This window comes from Alistipes finegoldii DSM 17242 (assembly GCF_000265365.1).
GTDB classification, from domain to species: domain Bacteria; phylum Bacteroidota; class Bacteroidia; order Bacteroidales; family Rikenellaceae; genus Alistipes; species Alistipes finegoldii.
This window is the reverse complement of record NC_018011.1, coordinates 2213159-2238139: the sequence shown is the minus strand read 5'-3', so window position 1 is coordinate 2238139 and position 24981 is coordinate 2213159. Positions and strand designations below refer to the sequence as shown.

16 protein-coding genes are annotated in these 24981 nt (G+C 60.3%); 4 read left to right on the top strand and 12 right to left on the bottom strand.

Features of this window, described 5'->3' with window-relative positions:
- Nucleotides 1-17 precede the first annotated feature (17 nt).
- From ALFI_RS09740 to ALFI_RS09720, 5 genes are all read right to left on the bottom strand, one after another.
- On the bottom strand, nucleotides 18-2462 hold the full coding sequence (locus ALFI_RS09740; protein ID WP_014775686.1) for a PL29 family lyase N-terminal domain-containing protein: 2445 nt from the start codon (nucleotides 2460-2462) through the stop codon (nucleotides 18-20).
- A gap of 34 nt (nucleotides 2463-2496) precedes the next feature.
- The gene (locus ALFI_RS09735; protein ID WP_042493529.1) at nucleotides 2497-5769 is read right to left on the bottom strand and encodes a phosphodiester glycosidase family protein; all 3273 of its coding nucleotides are present in this window, start codon (nucleotides 5767-5769) and stop codon (nucleotides 2497-2499) included.
- A 236-nt stretch (nucleotides 5770-6005) separates the two neighbouring features.
- Nucleotides 6006-6980, bottom strand: a complete 975-nt coding sequence (locus ALFI_RS09730) for a dihydroorotate dehydrogenase-like protein (protein WP_014775684.1) — start codon at nucleotides 6978-6980, stop codon at nucleotides 6006-6008.
- 89 nt (nucleotides 6981-7069) lie between these two features.
- Nucleotides 7070-8170 (bottom strand): glycine cleavage system aminomethyltransferase GcvT, encoded by a 1101-nt coding sequence (gene gcvT / locus ALFI_RS09725; RefSeq protein ID WP_014775683.1) that lies wholly within the window; start codon nucleotides 8168-8170, stop codon nucleotides 7070-7072.
- Between the two features lie 17 nt (nucleotides 8171-8187).
- On the bottom strand, nucleotides 8188-9396 hold the full coding sequence (locus ALFI_RS09720) for a hypothetical protein (protein ID WP_014775682.1): 1209 nt from the start codon (nucleotides 9394-9396) through the stop codon (nucleotides 8188-8190).
- Between the two features lie 174 nt (nucleotides 9397-9570).
- Here ALFI_RS09720 and ALFI_RS17625 point away from each other — a divergent pair, with 174 nt between their 5' ends.
- The 4 genes from ALFI_RS17625 (at nucleotide 9571) to gdhA (ending at nucleotide 14980) form a co-directional block, all read left to right on the top strand.
- Entirely contained in the window at nucleotides 9571-9831 is a 261-nt protein-coding gene (locus ALFI_RS17625) for a class I SAM-dependent methyltransferase (protein ID WP_161990498.1), read from the top strand.
- A complete protein-coding gene (locus ALFI_RS17620; protein ID WP_042493527.1) occupies nucleotides 9828-10247 on the top strand; it encodes a methyltransferase domain-containing protein in 420 nt (139 codons plus the stop codon). Before ALFI_RS17625 ends, ALFI_RS17620 begins: the two co-directional genes overlap by 4 nt.
- A gap of 258 nt (nucleotides 10248-10505) precedes the next feature.
- Nucleotides 10506-13499 carry a PEP/pyruvate-binding domain-containing protein gene (locus ALFI_RS09705; protein ID WP_014775681.1) on the top strand — a complete coding sequence of 998 codons (2994 nt, stop codon included), beginning with the start codon at nucleotides 10506-10508 and terminating at the stop codon, nucleotides 13497-13499.
- Between the two features lie 143 nt (nucleotides 13500-13642).
- On the top strand, nucleotides 13643-14980 hold the full coding sequence (gdhA, locus tag ALFI_RS09700; RefSeq protein WP_014775680.1) for an NADP-specific glutamate dehydrogenase: 1338 nt from the start codon (nucleotides 13643-13645) through the stop codon (nucleotides 14978-14980).
- Between the two features lie 310 nt (nucleotides 14981-15290).
- On the opposite strand, the gene ALFI_RS09695 is transcribed toward gdhA, so the two are convergent.
- The 7 genes from ALFI_RS09695 to ALFI_RS09665 form a co-directional block, all read right to left on the bottom strand.
- A complete protein-coding gene (locus tag ALFI_RS09695) occupies nucleotides 15291-16541 on the bottom strand; it encodes a phosphatase PAP2 family protein (protein ID WP_042494033.1) in 1251 nt (416 codons plus the stop codon).
- 14 nt (nucleotides 16542-16555) lie between these two features.
- The gene (locus tag ALFI_RS09690) at nucleotides 16556-19129 is read right to left on the bottom strand and encodes a calcium-translocating P-type ATPase, PMCA-type (RefSeq protein ID WP_014775678.1); all 2574 of its coding nucleotides are present in this window, start codon (nucleotides 19127-19129) and stop codon (nucleotides 16556-16558) included.
- Between the two features lie 13 nt (nucleotides 19130-19142).
- Entirely contained in the window at nucleotides 19143-20576 is a 1434-nt protein-coding gene (gene rodA / locus ALFI_RS09685; RefSeq protein WP_014775677.1) for a rod shape-determining protein RodA, read from the bottom strand.
- Complete coding sequence (locus ALFI_RS09680) at nucleotides 20566-22392, bottom strand: peptidoglycan D,D-transpeptidase FtsI family protein (RefSeq protein WP_014775676.1); 1827 nt, start codon at nucleotides 22390-22392, stop codon at nucleotides 20566-20568. Before ALFI_RS09680 ends, rodA begins: the two co-directional genes overlap by 11 nt.
- The gene (locus tag ALFI_RS09675; RefSeq protein ID WP_009596503.1) at nucleotides 22389-22907 is read right to left on the bottom strand and encodes a hypothetical protein; all 519 of its coding nucleotides are present in this window, start codon (nucleotides 22905-22907) and stop codon (nucleotides 22389-22391) included. Before ALFI_RS09675 ends, ALFI_RS09680 begins: the two co-directional genes overlap by 4 nt.
- Nucleotides 22908-23762, bottom strand: a complete 855-nt coding sequence (gene mreC, locus ALFI_RS09670; RefSeq protein WP_014775675.1) for a rod shape-determining protein MreC — start codon at nucleotides 23760-23762, stop codon at nucleotides 22908-22910.
- A gap of 94 nt (nucleotides 23763-23856) precedes the next feature.
- Nucleotides 23857-24876, bottom strand: coding sequence for a rod shape-determining protein (locus ALFI_RS09665; protein WP_009596510.1), 1020 nt, complete (start codon nucleotides 24874-24876; stop codon nucleotides 23857-23859).
- Nucleotides 24877-24981: the final 105 nt, after the last annotated feature.

Genomic DNA, 24981 nt, shown 5'->3' with positions numbered 1-24981 from the left:
TTCTGGATTACAGCCTTTTAGTTGTTTATCGTCGGATCGTAGTACTCGTCGTTCTTGTACGAGAACGCATTGTGAACGGTCGCGGCAGGCGCCGAAGTCGGATTGTCCTTGTAGGTGGTGTAGCTGCCCACGTATCCGCCCATCGTACAGCTGCTGACGTTGACCCACTCGCCGCTCGACTGGCCCGAATATCCGCAGGCCCATGCCGGACCGTGGTCGGAATTGTAGACGTCGCCCAGAATGGCGCCCTGATTCGCGCAGCCGATGATCCGGATGTTGGAGTGGCCGATGAATCCGCCCGTGCGGCATCCGATATGGGTGAACACGTTGCCGTAGTTGGTACAGCTCTCCACGGTCGCCGTCAGCACCTTCTTCAGGTCGTCCGTACCGCCGATCAGGCCGCCCATACGCTTGCTGTTGTAGGAATTCTGCGCAGCCGCTCCCTCGAACTTGCCGACGATGTCGTCCTCGACCGTACCGCGGTTGTCCGAATTCTTCACGTTGCCGTTCATCAGCGTAGCGACCAGACCGCCCGTGCGGCCCGTCGGGCAGCTGATGTGTCCGTAATTGACGCAGAACTGAATCAGGTTGCCTTCGTCCTTGGCCATGAAGCCGCAGATACCGGCCGTCTGCATGCCGTTGCCGCCGTTGCCGTTGTTGGTGATCTTGCCCGTGCGTACGAACCCGTAATTCGCGCATCCCAGCGACTTGGCGCGGCCGCCGATGGTCGAGTTCTTCATCACGCCGACCAGACCCGAAGCCACGCAGAGCACTTCGGAACCGCTGTCTCCGGCGAAGTCGATGTTGTAGTAGTTGGTGCACGATTCGATCGTCGAGTTGACCGCATAGACGGCCAGCGACGCGACGCTCGTCGCCTTCGGGGCGTCGCCCGTGAAGGTCCACGTGATGTCGGTGTCGGGATCGCCCAGCGTCAGGTTGCGGACCGTAGCCCCGTCGAGCGAGCCGAAGAACGCGTAGCCCCACTTGCCGGTGGACATGTCGGCCGTATAGTTCAGGTTCTTGACGGCGAAGCCCTGACCGTCGAAGGTGCCCTTGAAGGGATTGACCGTCTTGTAGGGAGTCGTCGTATTGTACTCGCTGGCATCCACGCCGCCGATCGGCGTCCACGACTCGACGGCCGCCATGTCGATATCGTTCAACAACACGACTTCGCCCGCCTCGTTCTCCCAGCGTGCGGTGCTGGCTCCGGCATTGACCGCCGCGGCGAAGCCCATGAGGTCGGCCGCGGTCGAGATGCCGCCTCCGCCGCCTTCGGGAATCTTGGGCGACTGCTTGACGACGATTGCCGCCGAGATGTCGTAAAGCGCATTCGAGAAGCGGATTTCGCCCGTGCGGAGCGCGCCGCTCGCATCCTCGTAGTAATCGGCCGTGAAGACGTGCGTAAGGGTCGTCATCGCGCGGGTCGAGTTGTATATGAGCCACTTGGACGCCGACTCCTCGACCGTTACTTCATAGTCGATGCTGGCCGAAACCTTGACTTCGAACTGCGTCATGTCGCCTTCGAGCACGATATCGGCCGTCGAACCGTTGTAAACCGGGTCCTGAATCTCGGCCGTGCCGTAGGTGAAGAAGAGCGGTTTGAGAATCGTATTGCCCCCGGCGTGCGCCATGACGAGGATATTGCCCTCTTGGGCGCCCTCCTTGAGCGAGACGGTGATCGTCGATATGGATTCGTCGATCTCGGCGTCGACGTTATAGGAGGTGAAGATATCCACCAGCGCGCCTTCCGCCTGCGAACCGCCGACGGTGTATCTGATCTTCACTTTCGAGGCATAGTCCGGAACGGCCGTGTAGGTCGGCGAGTCGAACGAAACGGACAGCGCCTCGAACATCTGCAGGCGCAGTTCGGTGCCGTCGGCGAGAATGAAGACGGCTTCGCCGGTCTTTTCGTCCACGTAAGCCTCTTTGAAGAGGATGTTGCTGACGTCGTCGGCCAGCACCTTGTTGCCCTTGGCGTCGGTGATCGGCTTGCCGTTCACCGTCCAGAAGCCCTCGGCGTCAATGCCCACTTCGGGTTTCTCACCGCCTGCGGGAACCTTCTCGCCATCCACGAGTATCCATTCGTAGGTCTCGCCGTTGTCGGAGGTCTGGCGCCAGTACCACACGCCGTCCTCGTCCTTGGCGATGCCGACGATCGGCAGGGTGACAACCTCTTTCTGGGTGGCGAGGGTAAGCGTGCGGCTCTCCCCGCCGCGGTCGATGTAGGTGATGACGTAGTTGCCTTCGGCATCGGTCGAGATGAGCGACACGAACGAGCTGTTTATCAGCTGCGTGAGCGCGTCCATCTGCGTACGGAGTCCGTCCACGGCCTGTTCCAGTTCATCGAGAATCTGCCCCACGTCGTCGAGGTCCTTCTTGATACGGGTATCGTCGTATCCGTCGCTGCATGCCGCTGCAAACAGGAATGTAGCGAGGAAGATCGTATTCAATATCTTTTTCATCGTTCTGTTCATTTAGTCGTTTATGGGTTCCTTGCTACTTGATCCTGACATGCATGTAGTTCATGCAGCTGCGCTCGCCCTTCGAGTCGCAGGGCCTGTTGGCGATCGCACCGGCGCCGTTCTCCCATTTCCACAACGTCGTGGAGCCGCCGCCGTCGAAACGGATCGCATTGTGAAGCCCCAGTTTCTTCATGGTCATGTAAAGTTGCCAGTAGTTCATGCCGGTGTCGATGCTCGTGCGGCCGTCCACGCAGACCAGCTTGACGGTCGTGCCGGCCTGATCGGCTCCGATGCAGGTGGCCGGCATGAGCGTCGCGTCGTTCACCGCATTCCAGTTGCCGCCGTTCAGGAAGCGGTACATGCTGGAGTTGTGCATGATAATCTGTTTGGAGACGCTGCCGATAGACACGTTGGCGTTGATCCGGACAGCGTCGCCCACCTTGAGCGCCGCAGCCAGCGCCGCAGCCTTTTCGCCCGTCACCTGAAGCACCCAGTCGGTCTTTTCGCTCACGAACGGCACCTCGACCGAGGCTCCGTTGCGGCCGTCCACGATCGCCGTGACCGTCGCGTCGAACCAGCCGTCGTTGACGGTCATCTGCTGCGAGCAGCGGCCCACGACGAAGAGCGCATCGCTGCCCACCGGATTGTAGATGCCCGGATGCGGCTCCTTTCGGAAGCGCGAAGTATAGAGATTGGCGTCGTAACCGTCGGTGTTGTTGAGCCGGACGATCGTATCGTTCACCGAGTAGTATTCATAGTCCGTATCGTTCACCTTGAGATAGCCCGTGAAGCTGCGGTTGTCGAAGCTGACGGTACGGTCCTCGAAGAAGGTGAAGCCGGGACGGTGGTTCGAAAGCGACTGGCGCACGGTCGGGTTGTTGATGAAGACCGGTTCGCCGTATTCGATGTGGAATCCGCGCGGGAAACCGTCGTGCGAATTGAAGAAGCCCGTGTTGATGCCGGCAACGATGTTGCGGCCCTCGGCGCGGCGGCGCGTACAGGTCTCGGAGAGCGTTTCGCGCAGTTTCTTGCCGTTGTTCGAGTTGTTGTTGGCATTGGGGTTGAGACAGAGTTCGTCGGCCATGACCGTTTCGAGCACCACGTTGGGATTGGTCAGGTCGGCCTCGACGACGTAGACGTTCTGGGCGAAATTCTTCATCGCGTAGTGGTAGAACTTCACACCCTCGGCCAGCTGCGTCTCCGCCTTCACCTCCCAGTCGTAGAACTCCTCGTACTGGTCGCTCAGGCCGTTGAGCGTCGGATCGAATTTTCCGTGTACGATCGCCATGGCATAGGTCGCTTCGGGAGCCGACTGCGGATTGTCCTTGTATGCGGTATAGTCGCCCACGCGGCCGCCGACCACACATTCGGTAATCAGGTCGGCGCTCTTGTTGTAGCCTGCCGCCCAACCCGAACCGTGGTAATTGGTCCCCGACAGCGTGTGGTCCGAAAGGATGACGCCCTTGTTCTCGCACTTGGTGATCTTGGCCTCGTTATGGCCGACGAAGCCGCCCGTGCGGCAGCCCAGCTGCGAGAAGACGTCGCCGTTGTTGACGCACGAAGTGAACGCGGCGTCGGCCGAAGCGCCGCCGGCGAGTCCGCCCATGCGCTTATAGCCCGGATTGGCGCCGAAAATACCGTTCACGTCGTCCTGCACCTTTCCGTTGTTGACGCATGCGGTCACTTGACCGCTGGTAGCCACGGCCACGATGCCGCCGCTGCGTCCCGACGGAGCGCTCAGAGCGCCGTTATTGGTGCATTCGGTCAGCGACGAAGTCTTCATGTAACCGACGATGCCGCCCTGATGGAATCCCGAATTGGGAGCCGTTGCCGTGTTGGCGATCGTGCCGCAGGTCAGCGCGCCGTCGTTGACGCACTGCGTCAGCGTCGCGTTCTGGAGATATCCGGCGATGCCGCCCAGACATACCGAGATGTTGGCGGCGTCGCTGCCCGCGAATGCGATCGCGGCCTTATTGGTGCAGGAGGTGATTTTGCCTTCGGCATAGCCGGCGAAAGCGCCGATCGCCGCACCCTGCGGAGCCGCGCCAGTCAGACGGATGACGCCTTCGATGGTGAGGTTCTTGATTTCGCCTTCGGCGCCGAGGGCCGAGAAGAGGCCGTGGGCGACGTTGCCGTCCGCAAGGTCGAAGGTCCAATCGACGTTCTTCAGCGCGAAATTCTTGCCGTTGAACACTTTATCGAAGACATTTTCACCCATTGCATAGGTGACTGCCTTGTTCGCATCGGCGGTGCTGGGAGTTACGACTCCGCCGATCACATAATCGCTCCAGTCCGTGCCTGCCATGTCGATGTCGTTCATCAGGCAGACTTCGCCGTCGATCGTATATTTGGCCAGACTCTTGCCGGCATTGACCGCCGAGGCGAAAGCCTTGAGATCGTCGGCGTTGCGAATGCCCGTCGGCGCGCCCTCCATCGTCGTAAAGATCAGCGGCTTGATAATCACGTTGTCCGCGCCGTCGTAGAACATCACGACCAAACGGCCCTCCTCGAAGCCGTCGGGGAAGGTCACGGTAATGGTTTTGGCCTGCTCATCGAGTTTGGCCGCGAGTCCTTCGGCCTTCTCGACGGTCAGCACCGAAGTTTCGGTCTCGCCCACGAGCGTATAGGTGATCACAAGCGGCTGCGCGACGTCGGGCACTACGGTCCGGGGTTCGACGCTCAGCAGCACGTTGAAGCCGTTCTGAACCCGCGCCGTGACCTGCACGCCGTCGCCCAGCGTGAAGACCACCGTGCCGTCGTCCTTCATTTCGACCTTGGTGATCACCGAAGCGCTCTTGCCCTCGGCCTTCACCGGATTGCCCGACGCATCGGTTATCCGCTTGCCGAAGAGCGTCCAGTAGCCCTGATCGTCTACGCCGATTTCGGGCGTACGGCCCGTAACGGGAATTTTGGCGCCGTCGGTATCGAGCAGCCACGAGGTCTTGCCGCCCGTGGTGACGGTCCAATAGTAGATTTCGCCGTCGGCCTTCATGCCGATGATCGGCTGGGTATTGGCGTCGTCCATGGTCGCGATGTCGATCGTGTGCTCCACGTTGTCGGCATCCTTGTAGCTGAGGACATAGTGCCCGTCGGCATCCTGCGTGATCGAAGTGACGGCACCGCCGCTGACGACTGCGGCCAGCGCGTCGAGCTGCTGCTGCATCGTCGTGACCTGAGCCTTGAGTTCGTTGAGGCTCTTGTACATCCCGTCGATGTCCTTCCACAGGGCCGAATCGTCGAAGTTGTCGCTGCATCCGTAAGCGAAAACGGTCGCAGCGGCGAACATCAGAGTCAAGATTCTTTTCATTCGTTTTAATTTTAAGGTTTGTTGAGTTTCGGTCGGTTCAGGGGCGCCGCCGTAACGACGCCTATATTAAGAACACATATCCGGCTCCGAATACGTAACCCGCAAAAGATGTTTTTGCCTGACGAATGAAAAAATCCGCTCCGCATGCCCCGGCGGCGGGAACGGCCCGAAAAGAGACGTCCCGGAGACCGCAACGGTCTCCGGGACGCACCTCCTCAGATCGGTTCCGCGCGCCGCTATTCGGCGTCGTGCGGGAAATATTTCATGTATTGAACGCGCTGGTAGACGTCGCTTTCGGCATTGCCGTAATTCATCTTCCCGCGGAACTCGGCCAGCGACCCGAAGCCGTGGCGTTCGGCCCACAGGTCGATGAAGCGGTTGATGTCCACGATCACGCCGTAGCCCTTCTCGTGGATCGCCGAGCAGATCTGCACGGCGTTCGCGCCGCACAACAGCGCCTTCACGGCCGCTTCGCCGTCGTGCACGCCCGTCGATACGGAGACGTCGAGCTGCGGCACGGCCGTCGTGCAGAGCGCCACGCTGCGCAGGACGTTGCGCAGTTCGGCCGGCTCGCTGAACGGATCGCCGTTCACGAAGGTCATGCGCTCCACGTCGATATCGGGTTCGAAGAAGCGGTTGAACATCACCACGCCGCGGGCGCCGCGCGCCAGCAGCGAATCGGCCACGGCCAGCACGTTGGTCAGGCGCATGGGAAGCTTCACCGACACGGGAATCTTCACGGCCTCGGCCACGCGGCGTACGACGTCGGCGTACTCCTGTTCCAGCTCCTGCGCCGAACGGTGACGGTCGGTCGGCTGCAGGAAGATGTTCAGCTCCAGCGCCGCGGCGCCGGCCTGCTCCATCGAGACGGCATAGTCGGTCCACGCTTCGGCCGAAGCGATGCAGTTGATGCTGGCGATGACGGGCACGCCCGTCGTGCGCGCATCGGCGACAAGTTTGAGGAATTCACCCTTGTAGGCATCGCCGATATAACGTTCGAGGTACTCGCCCGAATCGCCCATGCCCTGCTGCGACGCATAGTCGAGGGCCGCGGCATGGCGGATGATCTGCTCCTCGAAGATCGACTTGAGGACCACGGCGCCCGCACCGTTGCGCACGCACTGTTCGATGTTGGACATCGTGGCCGTATAGGGCGAACTGCTGACCACGACGGGACTCGAAAGGTCGAGTCCGAGGTATTTTGCTTTCATAAAAAGAGCTTTTTATAGTTACTAATCGCTTTCACGGCCGGGACGGACCCGGCTCAGGCGGCTGTTCGGCACAGCCCCGCCGCAGCGGATTAAACGAACGGAATCTTCACCACTTCGGCGCGGAGGGGTTTCTCGCGCACGACGACGGCGATTTCCGTACCCGCCTTGGCGTATTCGGACGTCACGTAGCCCAGTCCGAAACCGACCTTCATGCAGGGCGACATCGTACCCGAAGTGACATGGCCGATCCGCGTGCCGTCGGGCGCGGCGATCTCGTAGCCGTGGCGCGGAATGCCGCGGTCGATCATCTTGAATCCCACCAGCCTGCGGGTCACGCCCTCGGCCTTCTGCTTCTCCAGCAGGGGGCGGTCGATGAACTCCTTGCCCTCGGCGAATTTGGTGATCCAGCCCAGTCCGCCTTCGAGCGGCGAGGTGGTGTCGTCGATGTCGTTGCCGTAGAGGCAGAAGCCCTTCTCCAGACGCAGCGTATCGCGCGCGCCCAGACCGATATTCTTGAGTCCGAACTCTTCGCCGGCCTCCCAGAGCGCTTTCCAGAGTTTGTCGCCGTCTTCATTGGCCGCGTAAATCTCGCAGCCGCCCGATCCGGTATAGCCCGTGATCGAAAGGATGGCGTCGCAGCCTGCGACCTTCATCTTTTTGAAGGTATAGTACTCCATCTCCTCGACCGGCTCGTCGCACATCTTCTGCACGATCTTCATGGCCAGAGGTCCCTGCACGGCGAGCTGGCAGATTTCGTCCGAAGCGTTGTAAAGCTCCTTGCCGTGGCCTGCCTCCATGCCGAACGCCCGGCCCTGTTCGCAGATGTGGTTCCAGTCCTTTTCGATGTTGGCGGCATTGACGCAGAGCATGTAGGTCTCGGCATCGACCCGGTAGACGAGGATGTCGTCCACGATACCGCCCCGGCCGTTGGGCATGCAGGTATACTGCACCTTGCCGTCGTAGAGTTTCGACACGTCGTTGGTCGTGATGCGCTGCAGCAGGCCGAGGGCCTTGGGTCCCTTGACCCAGATTTCGCCCATGTGGCTCACGTCGAAGACGCCGGCGCCGCCGCGGACGGCCATGTGCTCGTCGTTGATGCCCGTGAACTCGATGGGCATATTGTATCCCGCGAATTCGGCCATTTTAGCCCCCGCGGCAATGTGGTACTTGGTGAATGCAGTGGTTTTCATATCAGGATTTTAAGGTTTTATTCGCGGCGTTTGACACCCAGACGCGGACAGCGGTGGAACTCCTTCGTCCGGTCGAACAGGTAGCGGTAGGTGGTGTGCATCTTGTGGCGCGTGGCGCAGACGTAGCTTTCGATCATGCGGTTCATCACCGGATTGAAGTCGCCCACCCATGCGAACTCGATGGTCTTGTAGTGGTTGCGCGGCGTGCGCATGTATTTTTCGAGGATGAAGCGCATCATGCCCGACTCGACGCCCTTGCCGTGGAATTCGGGCGCGATGCCGAAGATGATGCCGAAAATGCGGTCGCTGGCCTTGCGGACCTTCAGGTCCCAGAGCATCCGCAGCTTCTGAATGAGTCCGAATTTGCCGTTGAACTTGCCGATGATGCGGTTCAGGTCGGGAACCATGATGAAGAAACCGATCGGCTCGTCGTTGAAATAGGCGAAGAAGATGATCTCCGGGTCGATGATCGGCTTCATCGTCTCCATGATCTTCATCGCCTCCTCCTGCGTCATGGGCTTCACGCCCGAAAAGAGCGACCACGCCTTATTATATATGATGCGGAAGTTCTCGGCCTCCTCCTCGATGCGCGACATGTCGATCTGGCGGAAACCGTAGCCCGGCGTCGAGAAGAGACGCTTGGCCCGGTCGTGGACCATGGCGTTCACGTCGTCGTCGTAGATTTTCCAGATGTAGGTGTTCTGGTTGAAGTAGTTCCGGAATCCGTAGTTCTCGAACAGCTCCTTGTAATAAGGCGGGTTGTAGGGATTCTCGTACAGCGGCTGGAACTCGTAGCCCTCGACCAGCAGGCCCCACCACGCGTCGCGCTGTCCGAAATTGACCGGGCCGTCCATCGCCTCCATGCCGCGGCTGGCCAGCCACATGCGCGAAGCGTCGAACATCAGGTCGGCGACCTGCTGGTCGTCGATCGACTCGAAGAATCCGCAGCCGCCCGTGGGCTGCTCTTCGAGTGCGGCCTTCTCGCGGTTGTAGAACGCCGCGATGCGCCCCACGACCTCGCCGGCACGGTTGCGCACCACCCAGCGGACGGCTTCGCCTTCGGCGAACTGCTCGTTGCGGGCCGGATCGAAAACCTTGCGGATATCGGTATCGAGCGGGCAGACCCAGTTGCGGTTGCCCTTGTAAATCTTCTTGGGGAGGTCGAGCCACTCGCGTTCGAGCGCGGGCGTGACGACCTCCTGAAGCACGTATTTGTCACTGTTCATTCATGGATGTTTTTTATAGACCAGAACAAAGATAGAAATAAAAAACGAAAATGGAATGAAACAGGCGGGAAAGTCGCAAAGCCGCCGCCCCGTACGCGGCGGCCGGTTCGCTTGTCCGCAAGGAAAAATTGTTTATCTTTGTGGAAACTGCGTCCGCACAATCCCCCGATCCCCATGACAACAGACTACAGCGAATTCGGCTGGAGCGATGCTCAGCCCGCATTCTACCACGAACTCCTCTGCAAATACATCGAGCGGCTGCTCCCGGCCGACGGCACCCCGATTCTGGACGTCGGCTGCGGCAACGGCTTCACCGCAAATTATCTGGCCGGCAAGGGCTACGACGTTTACGGCATCGACGCATCGCGGCAGGGCATAGCCATCGCCAATCGGACGGGGGGGGGAATCCCGGCCGTTTCTTCGTCTGCGACGTGACGACGGGCGAGCTGCCGCCCGAACTGCGGAAAATCCCCTTCTTGACCGTGATCTCGATGGAGGTCATCGAGCACCTTTACAGCCCGCGGACATTCGCCGCCTTCGTCCGCAGCATCCTCGAAGCCAACGGCGGCGGACGTTTCATACTCACCACGCCTTACCACGGGTACCTGAAAAACCTCTCGATAGCCCTCGCCGGCAAAGCGGATCGCCACTACAGCGCATTGTGGGAGGGCGGCCATATCAAATTCTGGTCCCGCAGGACGCTCGCCATCCTGCTGCGGGAAGCCGGGTTCCGCAACATGGCCTTCACCGGCGCGGGGCGCATCCCGTACCTGTGGCGGCACATGGTGTTCAGCGCCGAAACGCCGGCGGCCGCGGAAGTCCGGGCCTGCGACCCGGCTGCGGAACCGTGAAAACCCCGCCGCCGTTCCGGCCGGCGGAGCCGTATGGAAACAGATGCCGCCGAAACAGCGCGGAGACGGTACGGAAACGGCACGGAGGCAGTACAAGACACGACGCGGAAGCAGTACGGGGTACGGCACGGAAGCAGCACGGGGTACGGCAGGGAAGCAGCACGGGGTACGGCAGGGAGACGGCAGGGAGGTAAAAACGCACGGTTTCTCATTTCGCGGATTTTTTTCTATTTTTGTTAAAACAAATCAGGCGACACGATGAACAAGAATCTCGAACAATCCCTTTCGGACGGAAACAGGCCCCAGTACCGCTTCATGAAATACCGCATCCACAAAATCCTGCTGGTCTGCTGCAGCTACGACGGGTATATTCTCGAAGAAGACGGACATATCGAGTCGCAGATCAATCAGGAGTACCTCGACCTGAACATGTCGAACCCGCCGTCATTCACACGCGTCAGCTCGACGCGCGAGGCGCTGGACCTGCTCGGACGCGACGATTCGTTCGACTTCATCCTGACGATGTACAACGTGGGGGAACTGGACGTCTTCACGTTCGCCAAGATCGTCAAGGAGCGCCATCCGCAGATTCCCGTGGCGCTGCTCACCTCCTTCTCGAAAGACATCTACCGCCGCATCGAGGAGCAGGACCGTTCGGGACTCGACTACATCTTCGGCTGGCACGGCAACACCGACCTGATCATGGCGATCATCAAGCTGGTCGAGGACAAGATGAACGCCGAGGAGGATATCGTCGAGGGCGGCGTGCAGGCCATTCTGCTGGTCGAGGACTCGATCCGCTTCTACTCGACCTACCTGCCCGAACTCTACAAACTGATCCTGCTGCAGAACACCGAATTCCTGAAGGACGCCCTCAACGAACAGCAGCAGATCCTGCGCAAACGCGCACGCCCCAAGATCCTGCTCGCCACCAACTACGAGGAGGCCGTGGAGCTTTACGACCGTTACAAGAAGAACATGCTGGGCGTGATTTCCGACGTGGGGTTCGTACTCCACCGCAACGACCCGCCCGAAAGCGAGAAGCGCGACGCCGGCATCGACCTCTGCCGCCGCATCAAGGAGGACAACCCGCTGATGCCCGTACTGCTGCAGTCGTCGCAGACCGAATTCGAGGCGCAGGCCCGCGGGCTGGGAGCCGGATTCATCGCCAAGAATTCGAAAACGCTGCTCTCGCAGCTGCACGAATATATCGCCAAGGAGTTCGCATTCGGCGACTTCCTCTTCAAGGACCCCGATACGGGAGCCGTCATCGGCCGCGCCAAGGATCTGGCGCAGATGCAGGAGATGATCGCCACGATTCCCGACAAGGCGTTCGAATACCACACCTCGCAGAACCACCTCTCGAAATGGCTCTACTCGCGGGGGCTCTTCCCGCTGGCCGCGGCCATCCGCCGGGGCAACAAGAGCCAGTTCGCCACCACCGAAGAACACCGCCAGCGCATCGTGAACCTCATCAAGGACTACCGCATCCTGCTCGGACAGGGCGTGGTGGCGCGCTTCGACACCGAGACCTACAGCGATGCGGTGGCTTTCGCCCGCATCGGCGAAGGGTCGCTCGGCGGCAAGGCCCGCGGTCTGGCGTTCATGAACTCGATGCTGCTCAAGCACCGCCAGTACGACAAGCACGACAACCTGCGCATCATGATTCCCCGCTCGGTGGTGATCGCAACGGACTATTTCGACGAATTCATCCGCAACAACGGACTCAAATACATCATTTCGCAGGAGTTTTCGGACGAGGAGATTCTCTCGGAGTTCGTCAGTTCGACGATTCCCGTCAAACTGCAGCGCGAGCTGAAAGCCTACATCAAGACCGTCAGTACGCCGCTGGCCGTGCGGTCGTCGTCGAAGCTGGAGGATTCGCACTACCAGCCGTTCGCCGGCATCTACTCGACCTACATGATCCCCTATGTGGACAACGAGGACCAGATGCTGCGTCTGCTGCTCAAGGCGGTCAAGAGCGTATACGCCTCGGTCTACTTCGCATCGTCGAGAGCCTACCTCTCCTCGTCGCAGAACCTGATCTCGGAGGAGAAGATGGCCGTCATCATACAGGAGGTGTGCGGCACGGAGCAGAACGGACTTTTCTTCCCGACCTTTTCGGGCGTGGCGCGTTCGATCAACTACTACCCCATCGGCGACGAAGCCCCCGAAGACGGCGTGTGCAACGTCGCCATGGGACTAGGCAAGCTGGTCGTGGACGGAGGGCGCACGCTGCGCTTCTCGCCCCGCTATCCGCAGAAGGTGCTCCAGACCTCGACGCCCGAACTGGCGCTGCGCGACACGCAGAACGAAGTGCTGGCCCTGAGCCTGCAGCCCGAAGAGTTCCGCACGTCGATCGACGACGCGGTGAACCTGCGGCGGCTCGACATCGCCCAGATCGCCGAACTGCGCAATTCGCGCTTCGTCTGCTCGGTGTGGGACCGCGAGAACGAGCGCATCTCGGACAGCCCCTTCGACCGGGGCCGCAAAGTCATAACATTCAACAACATACTGAAATACAACACCTTCCCGCTGGCGGAGATCGTCACCGACATCCTGCACATGGGCGCCGAGGAGATGCGCTGCCCCGTGGAGGTCGAATTCGCCGTCAATATGGACGTGGCGCCGGGGGAGCAGCAGATTTTCAACCTGCTGCAAATCCGCCCGATCATCGACAATCAGGACAACCGGCCGATCGACTGGAGCGAAGTGGACACCTCCGATGCGCTGGTCTACGGCGAGAACGCCCTCGGCATCGGCATGATGAGCGACATCTCGGACGTCATCTACATCAAAAGCGGCACGTTCAGTTCGCTTTCGACCGAGAAGATCGCCGACGAACTGCTGGAGCTGAACCGCCGCATGCGCGACGAAAAACGCTCCTACATACTCGTCGGTCCCGGCCGCTGGGGTTCGTCGGATCCGTTCCTCGGCGTACCCGTCAAGTGGAACCACATCTCCGAAGCCAAGGTGATCGTCGAATGCGGCATCGAGAAATTCGACGTCGAGCCGTCGCAGGGCACGCACTTCTTCCAGAACGTCACCTCGCTGGGCGTGGGTTACCTGACGATCAGCCCCTTCTGCGGCGACGGCGTATTCCGCGAAGAGACGCTCGACAAATGCGCCGCGATCTACGAAGGCAGCTTCCTGCGGCAGGTGCGTTTCGAGCGTCCGCTGTGGGTCTGCATCGACGGCCGCTCGAACAAAGGCATCGTCAAAGAGACGCCGGACGAAGCGCGGGAAAAATAGCCCGCAGCGCACCGATACGACATTTTCCGGAGAAAAGGAGAAATAAATAACGAATTTTCGGAAAAAATCATGTTGCAGTTACAATTTATAAGAAATAGTTTTATATTTGTAATAAAGAAACAACCTTTAAAACTTCAGGCAATATGAACGTAAACAAATTAATGGCGGAACTTGAGCGCAAGCATCCCGGCGAAAGCGAATACCTGCAGGCCGTGCGCGAAGTTCTCATGACGGTAGAGGAAACCTACAACCAGCATCCGGAATTCGAGGCCAACCGTATCGCAGAGCGCATCGTGGAGCCTGACCGCAGTTTTACCTTCAAGGTGGTCTGGGTAGACGACAAGGGCGAGGTGCAGGTCAATACCGGTTACCGCGTGCAGTTCAACAACGCGATCGGTCCCTACAAGGGAGGTCTGCGTTTCCACCCCTCGGTGAATCCCTCGATCCTGAAATTCCTCGGTTTCGAGCAGATTTTCAAGAATGCGCTGACGACGCTTCCGATGGGCGGCGCCAAGGGCGGCTCGGACTTCAACCCCAAAGGCAAGTCGGACCGCGAGGTAATGCGCTTCTGCCAAGCCTTCATGGTCGAACTGTGGCGTCATATCGGTCCCGAAACAGACGTTCCGGCCGGTGATATCGGCGTGGGCGGCCGCGAAATCGGCTACCTTTACGGCATGTACCGCAAGCTGGCGCGCGAGAATACGGGCGTACTGACCGGCAAGGGCATGACTTACGGCGGTTCGCTGATTCGTCCCGAAGCGACGGGCTTCGGCGCGGTTTACTTCCTGCGCCAGATGCTCGAAAAGGCAGGCATGGACATCAAAGGCCAGACCATCGCCATATCGGGCTTCGGCAACGTGGCGTGGGGTGCGGCGACGAAGGCGACCGAGCTGGGCGCCAAGGTCGTGACGATTTCGGGCCCCGACGGCTACATCTACGATCCCGAAGGTCTCGACGCCGAAAAGATCGCCTACATGCTCGAACTGCGCGCTTCGAACAACGACGTGGTCGAGCCTTACGTCCATAAGTTCCCGAACGCGCAATTCTTCGCCGGCAAGAAACCGTGGGAGGTCAAGGTGGACATCGCCATGCCCTGCGCCACGCAGAACGAGCTGGACGGCGAGGACGCCAAGAAACTGCTGGCCAACGGCGTGAAGATCGTGGCCGAAGTCTCGAACATGGGCTGCCGCCCCGAAGCGATCGACGCCTTCATCGCGGCGAAAATCCCCTACGGACCGGGCAAGGCCGTCAATGCGGGCGGCGTAGCGACGTCGGGACTCGAAATGAGCCAGAACTCGCAGAAATACAACTGGACGGCCGAGGAGGTCGATGCCAAGCTGCATCAGATCATGTCGTCGATCCACCACGCATGTCTGGAATACGGCACCGAGAAGGACGGCTTCATCAACTACATGAAGGGCGCCAACATCGCGGGCTTCATGAAAGTCGCCAAGTCGATGGTCGAGCAGGGTGTGCTGTAAATTAACTGCCTAATAAAAGAGACCGAAAATGAAAATCATTTTCGGTCTCTTTATTTTCCCCCTCCCGTCACTTCACGCACCTGCCTCCCAAATATTCCGCACCGCAGTTTTCACATTCAAGCCCGGTTTTCGCCCCGGTCAATGTCCATGAAATATACCCCTTATCACACTGGCCCGGGAGAAAGGGGTATATCATATACAATCCTGACGGATTACAGGGCTGTTTTTTCGGCGAAACGCAAAAATATCCGGAACACAAAAGCGAATCCCCAGCCGTGATTCGCGTCCATATTTTAGGGGATTCAAGATCTCAGAACATCGCACTTACGGCCATGCCCAGCGTCAGTTTGTGCATCGCTACGCAGGAAGAGGAAACGAGCGGCGGAGCGACGTCGTAGTCGGCTGTAAAGCGCACGCCCAGATTGCGATTGACCAGATAGGTGGACGAAAAGCCCGTTCCGACCGTAAATCCGCCCCGGCCTTCGATCCTGTAGCCGGAAGTAGTGTAAGGTTTATAATGCTCATAACCGCAGAGAAGCTTCGAGCCGATGCGCCAGCGCGTCGAGAGCGGATAGGAAAAATAGGGACCTGCCGTCACGGAACAGCACTCGAATTCATCGTTCTGCGGGACGCCGTTTACGTTCATTTCCAGATTCGTCACCGCAAACCGCCCACCCACGCCGACATAGGGCGAGGCGAACCATGCACCCTGCACGCCGACCGTCGGTCCGACTTTGAAATCGGTGTGCATCCCCGCATAAGGCGTATAGGAGCCGGGAATGACCGTCAGCCCGACGGAAAACCCGACGAACGACGGATGCCGGTAGCGGTCGAAAACGACGTATGTTTCGCGGACCTTAAGCCCCTTCTCCTTGAATATCAGGTCGGCGAGGAAATAGCCGAATTCGGTGGCGAGGATGCCGATACCCGCGCCTACCATGACGTCGCTCATCCAGTGGCGGTTGTTCAGTTGCCGCGTAACGCCCGTGAGGGTCGCCAGCGTATAGCCGCCGATGCTGTACCACGGACTGCGGTGCCCGTATTCCTTATGCAGCATCGTCGCCGTCATAAAGGCGGTCGCCGTATGGCCGGAAGGGAACGAATTGCGCGTGGAGCCATCGGGACGCATCACGCGGAAGGAGTACTTCAGCGAATTGACCGCCGCGGCCATCAGCCCGGCGGAGAAAGCGTCGGAGACCAGCATGCGTCCCCACGAGCTGCGGCTTTCGATGCCGCAGACCTTCATCCCGACCAGCAGGGCTGCGGGCGCATATTGCAGGTAATCGTCGTAATCGTGGTGGAACGACCTGACGTAACCGTTGCGCAGACGGCGGAAGTCGGTATCGTAAAGCGACACCACGGCTCCGCCCAGAATCAGCGGCACGGCGACGAAGGTCATGCGGTAACCTTTGGTCGAAGTCCGGCGGTCCACATACTGCGAGAAAGAACTTTCCGCCGCAGGGATCAGACACTCGTTGCCCAGACTGTCTTTAATCTGCGCCGAGACAGGACCGGAAATCAGGAACACCGCCGACAGACAAAGCAAAAAAGATCTCTTCATCCAGAGCCAGTCGTTCAACGTTTTCGCCGCAGGGCACGAATCGCTTCGCCGCCGATAGCCAGCAGCGAGGTGCAGCCGATGACGGCCGCCCATTCGCGCCACGCAAGCGGCTCGGTGCGGAACACCTCGCCGCCGAACTCGACGATGAGCACCTGTCCCGCGGCGATGGCCAGCAGGATGAGGAAAAACTCACGGCACCCGCGCAGGCAGGTAAAGACCGAATGGCGCGTCTCGAAGCCTTTGGCGTTGAACATGTTCCAGAACTGCAGGAAAACGAACGTCGAGAAGAAAAGCGTCAGCTGGCGCACGGTGAGTCCGCCTGCGGTGATCGTCCACCAGAAGAGCATGCCCAGCAGGACGGCGACCATGATGCCGCCGCAGATGAAGAGCGTGCGGGCCATGCCGGGCGTAATGATGAACTCGTCGCGCGGACGGGGTTTTTCGAGCATCACTTCGGGATTGGGCGGCAGCGAGGCCATCGCCATCGCCGCAAAGGTGTCCATGATGATATTGACCCAGAGAATCTGCACCACCGTCAGCGGCATGTCGGTGCCGAAAACCGCGCCGACGAAGCAGATCACGATCGCCGCGAAGTTGATCGTCAGCTGGAAAAGTACGAAACGCTGGATGTTGCGGTAAAGCGAGCGGCCCCACATGACGGCCGTCGCGATCGAAGCGAACGAATCGTCGAGCAGCGTGATGTCGCTGGCGTCCTTGGCAACGGAGGTGCCCGATCCCATCGAAAGCCCCACGTTGGCGAAGTTGAGCGCCGGGGCGTCGTTCGTACCGTCGCCCGTCACGGCCACCACCTCGCCGCACTGCTGCAACAGACGCACGAGCCGCTGTTTGTCGAGCGGCCGGGCGCGCGACATGATCTTCAGTTCCCGCACGCGTCCGAGCAGCTCATCGTCGCTCATCGCCGCGAACTCCGTACCGGTCATGTAGTTGCGGTCGTTGTCGCGGGCGTCGTCCCACAAGCCGATCTGGCGGGCGATCTCGCGCGCCGTAGCGGGAGTGTCGCCCGTGACGATCTTGACGTCTATCCCGGCGTTCAAGCAGCGCCGCACGGCGTCGGGGACATCCTCGCGCACCGGATCGGAGATAGCCGCCACACCCGAAAAATGCAGCTGCGACGCCGCTACGGCACGCAGACAGTCGTCCTCGGCGGTTTCGGCCCACGCCACGGCGAGCGTACGCATCGCGCGGCCCTGAAACCCGGCCAGCTGCTCGGCGACCTGCGTATCCTTGCCGTCGGGAGCGCACATGGCGCGCACGATTTCGGGCGCACCCTTGACGCAGACGATCCGGCGGCCCGAAACGCCGCTTTCGATGATCGTCGCCATATATTTGCGTTCGGTCGAGAAGGTAAGCCGGTCGACGATCTTCGCCTCCGAGCGCAGGGGTTCGTAATCCTCGCCCTGCGAGCGCATCCACTCCAGCAGGGCGCCCTCGGTCGGGTTGCCTATAACGGCGCCCGAAGCGTCGAGGAAAGCCGTGGAGTTGGCGGCCACGATCTCGGCGAAATCATGCGCCGGAAGCGCATCGTAACGCACCAGTTCCTGCACGTGCATCCGGTTCTGGGTCAACGTGCCGGTCTTGTCGGTGCAGATGACCGTCACGGCGCCCATCGTTTCGCAGGCGTGCATGCGCCGCACGAGGTTGTTGGTCTTGAGCATGCGCCGCATGGACATCGCCAGCGACAGCGTAATGCTCATCGGAAGTCCTTCGGGAACGGCCATCACGATGATGGCCACCGAGACCATGAAAATGTGCAGCACCTGCTGCGATATTTCGAGCCAGTCGCGCTCGAACAAGCTCCCGACGAAGACCGCCTTGCCGAGCATGACGCAGAAAATAGCGACCGCAAGCGCAATGCCGGCCCGGCCGATGAGTTTCGAGAGGCGCGTCAGCTGGCGGTTGAGCGGCGTCTGCTCGTCGCTCTGGACGGTCGCCTGCTCCGTGACGCGGCCCGCTTCGGTCGCATCACCCACGGCCGTCGCAACCAGAACGCCGTAACCGTCCGCCACGGTCGTACCGCGCAGTGCGACGTTCGAAGGATAGGTCGCTTCGGAATCGAAATGCGCCTCGTCGACGGTTTTATCCACCTCCAGTTCGCCCGTGAGGGTCGATTCGTTGATGCGCAGCGACACAGCTTCGACCAGCTCGCCGTCCGCGGGCACGGTTTCGCCGCTTTCGATATAGACCACGTCGCCCACGACCACGTCGCGGCGGGGAATCTCGCGGATCGAGCCGTCGCGCATCACCTTGACCGGAATATCGTCGTTGACCTGATTCAGCCGGCGGAAACGCCGCATGGCGTCCCACTCGAACCAGAACCCGACGCAGGTCGCCAGAATAATGGCGCATATGATGCCGATCGACTCGGTGAAATCCTTGTGAACGGACCCGATGGCAAGCGACAGCACCGCGGCCAGCAGCAGAATGCGGATGATCGGGTCCTTGAACTTCTCGACGAAAAGCTTCCATGCCGAATCGTCTTTGGGCGGCGTGATGACGTTGTCGCCATGCGTCCGCCGGCTGTCTGCGGCCTCTTGCGAGGATAAACCTTTGGGATTGTAACGGATCATTGGTATGCAGTATTTAATTCAGGGAAAACTGCCGCGTCGAAGCGTCGAGCCGCACGGCGATGAACAACAAAATGGTAAACGCAATAAGCGACGAACCGCCATAGCTCATGAACGGCAACGGAATGCCCATCACAGGCATCAGGCCGATGGTCATGCCCACGTTCACCAGCACGTGGAACAACAGGATCGCGGCCACGCAGTAGCAGTAAATCCGGCCGAAAGGCTCCTGCTGCCGTTCGCCCATGCGCATCAGGCGCAGGATCAGCATGCAGAGCAGGGCCAGCACGACCATCGTCCCCAGAAAGCCCCACTCTTCGCCTACCGTACAGAAGATGAAGTCGGTATGCCGTTCGGGCACGAAGCCGTACTTGATCTGCGTGCCTTCGAGGAATCCCTTGCCCCAGAACCCGCCCGAACCGATGGCGATTTTCGACTGATTGACGTTGTAGTCCGTGCCGAGGGGATCGCTGATGATGCCCAGAAAACTCAGGATGCGGTCGCGCTGGTGCTGTTTGAGAATCGAATTGAAGATATAGTCGGTGGTGGGGAGGAAGATCATCGTGCAGAGAAAAAGCCCCACGGTAATCAGGGTGCTGCTCAGGTTCATGCGGAAGGCATAGACGAGCACGCCGACCAGCGACAGCAGCGTCACGGTCAGCAGGCAGGCGTGCAGGTCCATCACGCCGGGCGCGACGAGCGCCATCGTCATGCAGAGCAGGATGCTCGCCAGCGCCAGCGACGCCAGATAGATCAGGCGCGAGCGCCACTCCCCGGTCATCATCGCTTCGGAGAGCGTGCAGACCAGAATGATCGACACGAGCAGCGTCATGGGCGAAAGCAGGAACGACACGATGAACAGCGCGGCGATCAGCAGCACCGGGATGCAGAGCCACTTGTTGAGTCCCTCACGGTAAAGCACGAAGAGGAACGAGCCCAGTACGATGCCCGAACCGGTGTCGTTCTGCAGGATGATGATGAAAAGCGGGATGCAGATCACCACGCCCACCTTGAAGAGATCGCCCGGACGGTTGATCGAGAAGGAGTAGGCGCTCATCACGCGGGCCAGCGCGAGAGCCGTGGCGATCTTCACGAATTCGACGGGCTGCAGGCGGAACGAACCGAATTCGAACCACGCCTTGGCACCGTTCACCTCGCGGCCGAACAACAGCGCGCCCAGCAACAGCGCCAATCCCGCGAAATAGGCCGGATAGGCGAACATATGGTAGAACCGTTCGTCGAGCAGCAGCACCACGAGCGCCGTGGTCCACGCCACGCCGATCCACATCAGCTGCTTCATGTAGAAGTGCGAGAAGGAGAAGATATCGGCCGTGCCCTCGTCGTACGACGCCGAGGTGATCGACACCCACCCCGCCAGCACGATCAGCACGTACAGCAGGACCGTCCAGAGGTCCACTCCGTAAAAGATACTATGGCGGTTAGCGGTCATACGAAGGGTAATAGATGTTCATATTCTTGATATGCTCCAGCAGGGCCGGACGGCGGATCGTGTCGGTCAGGTAGTACTCCTCCAGCAGACTGGCGATCGGCAGGGCCGCCGAAGCGCCGAAACCGCCGTTTTCGACATAGACCGAAATGGCGATCTTCGGATTGTCCTTGGGCGCGAACGAGAGGAAGGTCGAGTGGTCGCGGCCGCGGGGATTCTCGGCCGTACCGGTCTTGCCGCAGACGTCGAGTCCTTCCAGACGCGCCGCCGTGGAGGTGCCGCCGACGTTGACGCCCCGCCACATGCCGTCGACGATCGGTTCGAAGTGCTTGGGATCGACCTTGGTATAGTGGCGTTCGTAAAAACGGCGGTCGAGCGAATCCTGCCCCTCGATCTTCTTGACGATATGCGGAATGTAGTAGTAGCCCCGGTTGGCGACGATGGCCGCGAGATTGGCCAGCTGCAAGGGCGTACAGCCCAGCGCATCCTGACCGATGGCCAGCGAAATGACCGTCAGCGAATTCCACGAACCCCTGTACTGGCGGTCGTAGTACGAGCGGTCGGGCACGTAGCCGTTGCCCTCGTCGAGGAAGTCGGAGCCGAGTTTGCGGCCGAAACCGAAACTCTCGACATACTCTTTCCAGACGTCGTAACCGTCTTTCACGCTCTCGTATTTGCGGTTGTCGAGAATGTCGCGGAAGACATAGCAGAAATAGGCGTTGCACGAGGTCGCCACGGCGAAGCGCAGGTCCAGCGGCGAAGCGTGGGCATGGCATTTCATGCGCCGGCGGCCGACCTGATAGCCTTCGTGGCAGACGTGCAGGTCCGAGGGCCTGAGCACGCCCTCCTGCAGCCCGATCAGGCCCTGCACGAGCTTGAAGGTCGATCCCGGCGGGTATTTGGCCTTCACGGCACGGCTGAAAAGCGGATGCCGCTTGTTGTAGATCATCTTCATGTAGTTGTTGCCGCGCTCCCGGCCGACCAGTTCGTCGGGATCGTACGTCGGCGAGGAGACCATCATCAGTATCTCGCCCGTCGAAGGTTCGATCGCCACGGCCGCCCCGACCTTGCCGCGCATCAGCTCCTCGCCCAGCAGCTGCAGGCGGGCGTCGATCGTGCTGACGAGGTAGCGCCCCGGTTCGGGCAGCGAGTCGTAAACGCCGTTCATATAGGAACCCTTGATCGCCCCGTGGGTGTCGATCTCCTGAATCTTCACGCCTTTCCGGCCTTTCAGCAGGGGTTCGTAAGCCGACTCCACGCCGCTCATACCCACGTAATCGCCGGACTTATAGTCCGGGTGGCGCTTCAGGAAATCGGCGTTCACCTCGCCCACGAATCCCAGCAGGTTGCCGCCCACCTTGCGGGGATAACGGCGGACCGTACGGTAGACGGCATAGAATCCCCGGAAGTTGCATTCGTCGAAACGCAGCTTGTCTTCCTTGGAGATATAGCTCGTCACCACGCGGGGCGCACGGGGGCGCATCCGGGCATTGGCAAGCTCCTTTTCGAGCTTTTCGCGCGAAAGGCCCAGCACCTCGCACATGCGCAGGGTGTCGAAGCCCTTCTTGTCGATCTCGCTGTAGATCACCATCAGGTCATAGCACTCGCGGCTCTGGACCAGATACTCCCCGTTGCGGTCGAAGACTTCGCCGCGCGGCGGATACTGCACCACATGGCGCAGCACGTTGGCTTTGGCCAGTTCGTTGTAGCGCGAGTCGATAAGCTGGATATAGGCCAGACGGCCCCCGATCAGCAGGAAGACGAAGAGCACCACGCACTGCAGGGTGCGCATCCGGACGAAACCTTCGGAATCTCTCATACGCGCACGGGAAGTTTTGCGGTGAAAATACGGGCGATAATCCAGATAAAGGCCACCGACACGGCGCCGCTGACGACGATACGCACCAATGTACGCACGAGGTGCATCCACGAAAGGGCCTCAAGCGAGAAGAATACGGCATGGTGCAGGAGCACCAGCACGATCAGGTAATTCAGGAATACGCGCCGTCCGAGCCGCCCGGCGCAGGGGACGCCGCCTTCGCGGAGATCGTCACGGGTATACAGCGTCCGCAGGAGCGCCGGACGCACGAAGGCGACAAGCAGCGTGGCAATGGTGTTCACGCCCGCGGCTCCCATGGCGAAATCCATCGTCACGCCCATGGCCAGTCCCGATGCGAGCAGCACCACGGGCGGCGTATCCAGCGGCAGCAGGGCGACGAACGCCACGTAGACGAGCGGATTGAGGTAGATGCTGATCGACAGGTTGTCGAACAGAAAGACCTGCAAAAGCACCGTCACGACGAAGAGCGAAATGTATGGAAGCGTTCTGTGCATTTAGTTCAGCCGGGTATGTTGTTCTACTTTTTCACTGTTCTGCAAATCGCGGATTTCGGTCAGGTCGCGGTTCTCGACCAGAATCACATCCGTCAGGCGCGACATTTCGGCCGCCAGCCGCACGCGCACCTTGAAAGCCGTGCGGGTTTCGTTCAGCTCGGCGCTTTCAACCCAGCCGATCAGCACGTCGGCGGGAAAATACTGCGAGAAGCCCGTGGTCACGACCTCTTGTCCGGGCTGCGGATCGGCGTACTTCGACAGTTCGTCCAGCACCACGGTGTGAGGGTCGGCGCCGTCCCAGTAGATCGAACCGAAATAATCGGAGCCCACCAACTTGCCGCTGGCGCGGAACGAAGTGTTGAGCACCGACATCGCCACCGAATAGCGTTCCGTGCAATCGACCACATAGCCCGCCATCGAGCCGTCGGACGCCAGCAGCGCCATCTCCTCGGCCACTCCGTCGCGGCGGCCGCGGTTGAGAACGACGAGGTTCTGCGCACGGTTGACCGTATTCGAAGCCACCGAGGCGGTGATGACGCGGTATTTCGAGATTCCGACGTCCTGCATGTAGCTGTCCAGCCGCGCGGCGGTCTCGGCCTCCTCGTACACGGCCAGCCGCTCTTTCATCTCGGCCACGTGCGCGAGCAGGTCGCGGTTCTCGCGTCCGAGCGAAAAGTAATGCCGGATGCCCGCGAACATGCCGTGCACGCCGCCGACCACCTGATTCGAACGCGCCAGCAGCCGGGCCTGCGTGTAGTAGGTCGAGTGGGCGTAATAGCTGACGGCTATCGCTTCGAGCACGACGAAGAGCACCATGACATAGATGCTTCGGATAAACTCTAAGAGCTTGCGCACGGTTTCTCGTTAATTTAAGATTGCGGACACTATGCCCGCAATCCGTATTCATTTATTCACCTCTCACCTCCGGCCCGGCCGGAGTGCGTTACAACTATTTCATTAAGAACGAGAAGCGGTTGATGTTCTTCAGCGCGATGCCCGTACCGCGCGCAATGGCGCGCAGAGGGTCTTCGGCGATGTGGAACGGGATGCCGGTTTTCTCGTTCAGGCGCCGGTCCAGCCCCTTGATCAGGGCGCCGCCGCCGGCCAGATAGATGCCGTTCTTCACGATGTCGGCATACAGTTCGGGCGGCATCGATTCGAGCACCTTCATCAGTGCGGCGTCGATCTTCGTGAGCGACTTTTCGAGCGCATAGGCGATCTCGCTGTAGCTGAGCGACACGGTCTGGGGCAGGGCCGTCAGCATGTTGGGACCCGTCACCACGAAGTCTTCGGGCTCCTCGTCCAGATCGGAGACGGCCGCACCGATCGAACACTTGATGGCTTCGGCCGTACGTTCGCCGATACGGATATTGTGCTGCTGGCGCACGTAGCTCTGAATGTCGTTGGTGAAGACGTCGCCGGCGGTGTTGATCGACTCGGAGCAGACGATGCCGCCCAGCGAGATGCAGGCGATCTCCGACGTGCCGCCGCCGATGTCGATGACCATGTTGCCTTCCGGAGCCTCGACGTCGAGACCGGCGCCCAGCGCCGCGGCCATCGGCTCGTAGATCATGTAGACCTCGCGGCCGCCGGCATGCTCGGCGGAGTCGCGCACGGCGCGGATTTCGACGTTGGTCGAACCCGACGGAATGCAGATCACCATACGCAGCGAGGGGGCGAAGAGACTGCCCGAAGTCTTGACTTTCTTGATCATGCCGCGCAGCATCAGCTCCGTGGCGTTGAAATCGGCGATCACGCCGTCCTTCAGCGGCCGGATCGTCTTGATGTTAGGGTTGGTCTTCTCGTGCATCTGGCGCGCCTGATGGCCGATGGCCACGACCTTGCCCGTATGCACGTCGAGCGCCACGATCGACGGTTCATCGACCACGACCTTGCCGTTGTAGATTATCAGCGTGTTGGCCGTACCGAGGTCGATGGCCAGCTCCTGTGTCAGTGAAAAAATTCCCATAGTGCTACACCCAACTGTTATATTTCCTTAATTATTTTATAATCAACGTTCTGTATCTCGCCCGGCCTAACCTCCCGCCGGGGCTTCCGCCGTAAGGCGACATAT

Coding starts and splice junctions, on each gene's coding strand:
- ALFI_RS09740 (WP_014775686.1), bottom strand. CDS start 2,462: ATGAAAAAGATATTGAATACGATCTTCCTCGCTACATTCCTGTTTGCA.
- ALFI_RS09735 (WP_042493529.1), bottom strand. CDS start 5,769: ATGAAAAGAATCTTGACTCTGATGTTCGCCGCTGCGACCGTTTTCGCT.
- ALFI_RS09730 (WP_014775684.1), bottom strand. CDS start 6,980: ATGAAAGCAAAATACCTCGGACTCGACCTTTCGAGTCCCGTCGTGGTC.
- gcvT (WP_014775683.1), bottom strand. CDS start 8,170: ATGAAAACCACTGCATTCACCAAGTACCACATTGCCGCGGGGGCTAAA.
- ALFI_RS09720 (WP_014775682.1), bottom strand. CDS start 9,396: ATGAACAGTGACAAATACGTGCTTCAGGAGGTCGTCACGCCCGCGCTC.
- ALFI_RS17625 (WP_161990498.1), top strand. CDS start 9,571: ATGACAACAGACTACAGCGAATTCGGCTGGAGCGATGCTCAGCCCGCA.
- ALFI_RS09705 (WP_014775681.1), top strand. CDS start 10,506: ATGAACAAGAATCTCGAACAATCCCTTTCGGACGGAAACAGGCCCCAG.
- gdhA (WP_014775680.1), top strand. CDS start 13,643: ATGAACGTAAACAAATTAATGGCGGAACTTGAGCGCAAGCATCCCGGC.
- ALFI_RS09695 (WP_042494033.1), bottom strand. CDS start 16,541: ATGAAGAGATCTTTTTTGCTTTGTCTGTCGGCGGTGTTCCTGATTTCC.
- ALFI_RS09690 (WP_014775678.1), bottom strand. CDS start 19,129: ATGATCCGTTACAATCCCAAAGGTTTATCCTCGCAAGAGGCCGCAGAC.
- rodA (WP_014775677.1), bottom strand. CDS start 20,576: ATGACCGCTAACCGCCATAGTATCTTTTACGGAGTGGACCTCTGGACG.
- ALFI_RS09680 (WP_014775676.1), bottom strand. CDS start 22,392: ATGAGAGATTCCGAAGGTTTCGTCCGGATGCGCACCCTGCAGTGCGTG.
- ALFI_RS09675 (WP_009596503.1), bottom strand. CDS start 22,907: ATGCACAGAACGCTTCCATACATTTCGCTCTTCGTCGTGACGGTGCTT.
- ALFI_RS09665 (WP_009596510.1), bottom strand. CDS start 24,876: ATGGGAATTTTTTCACTGACACAGGAGCTGGCCATCGACCTCGGTACG.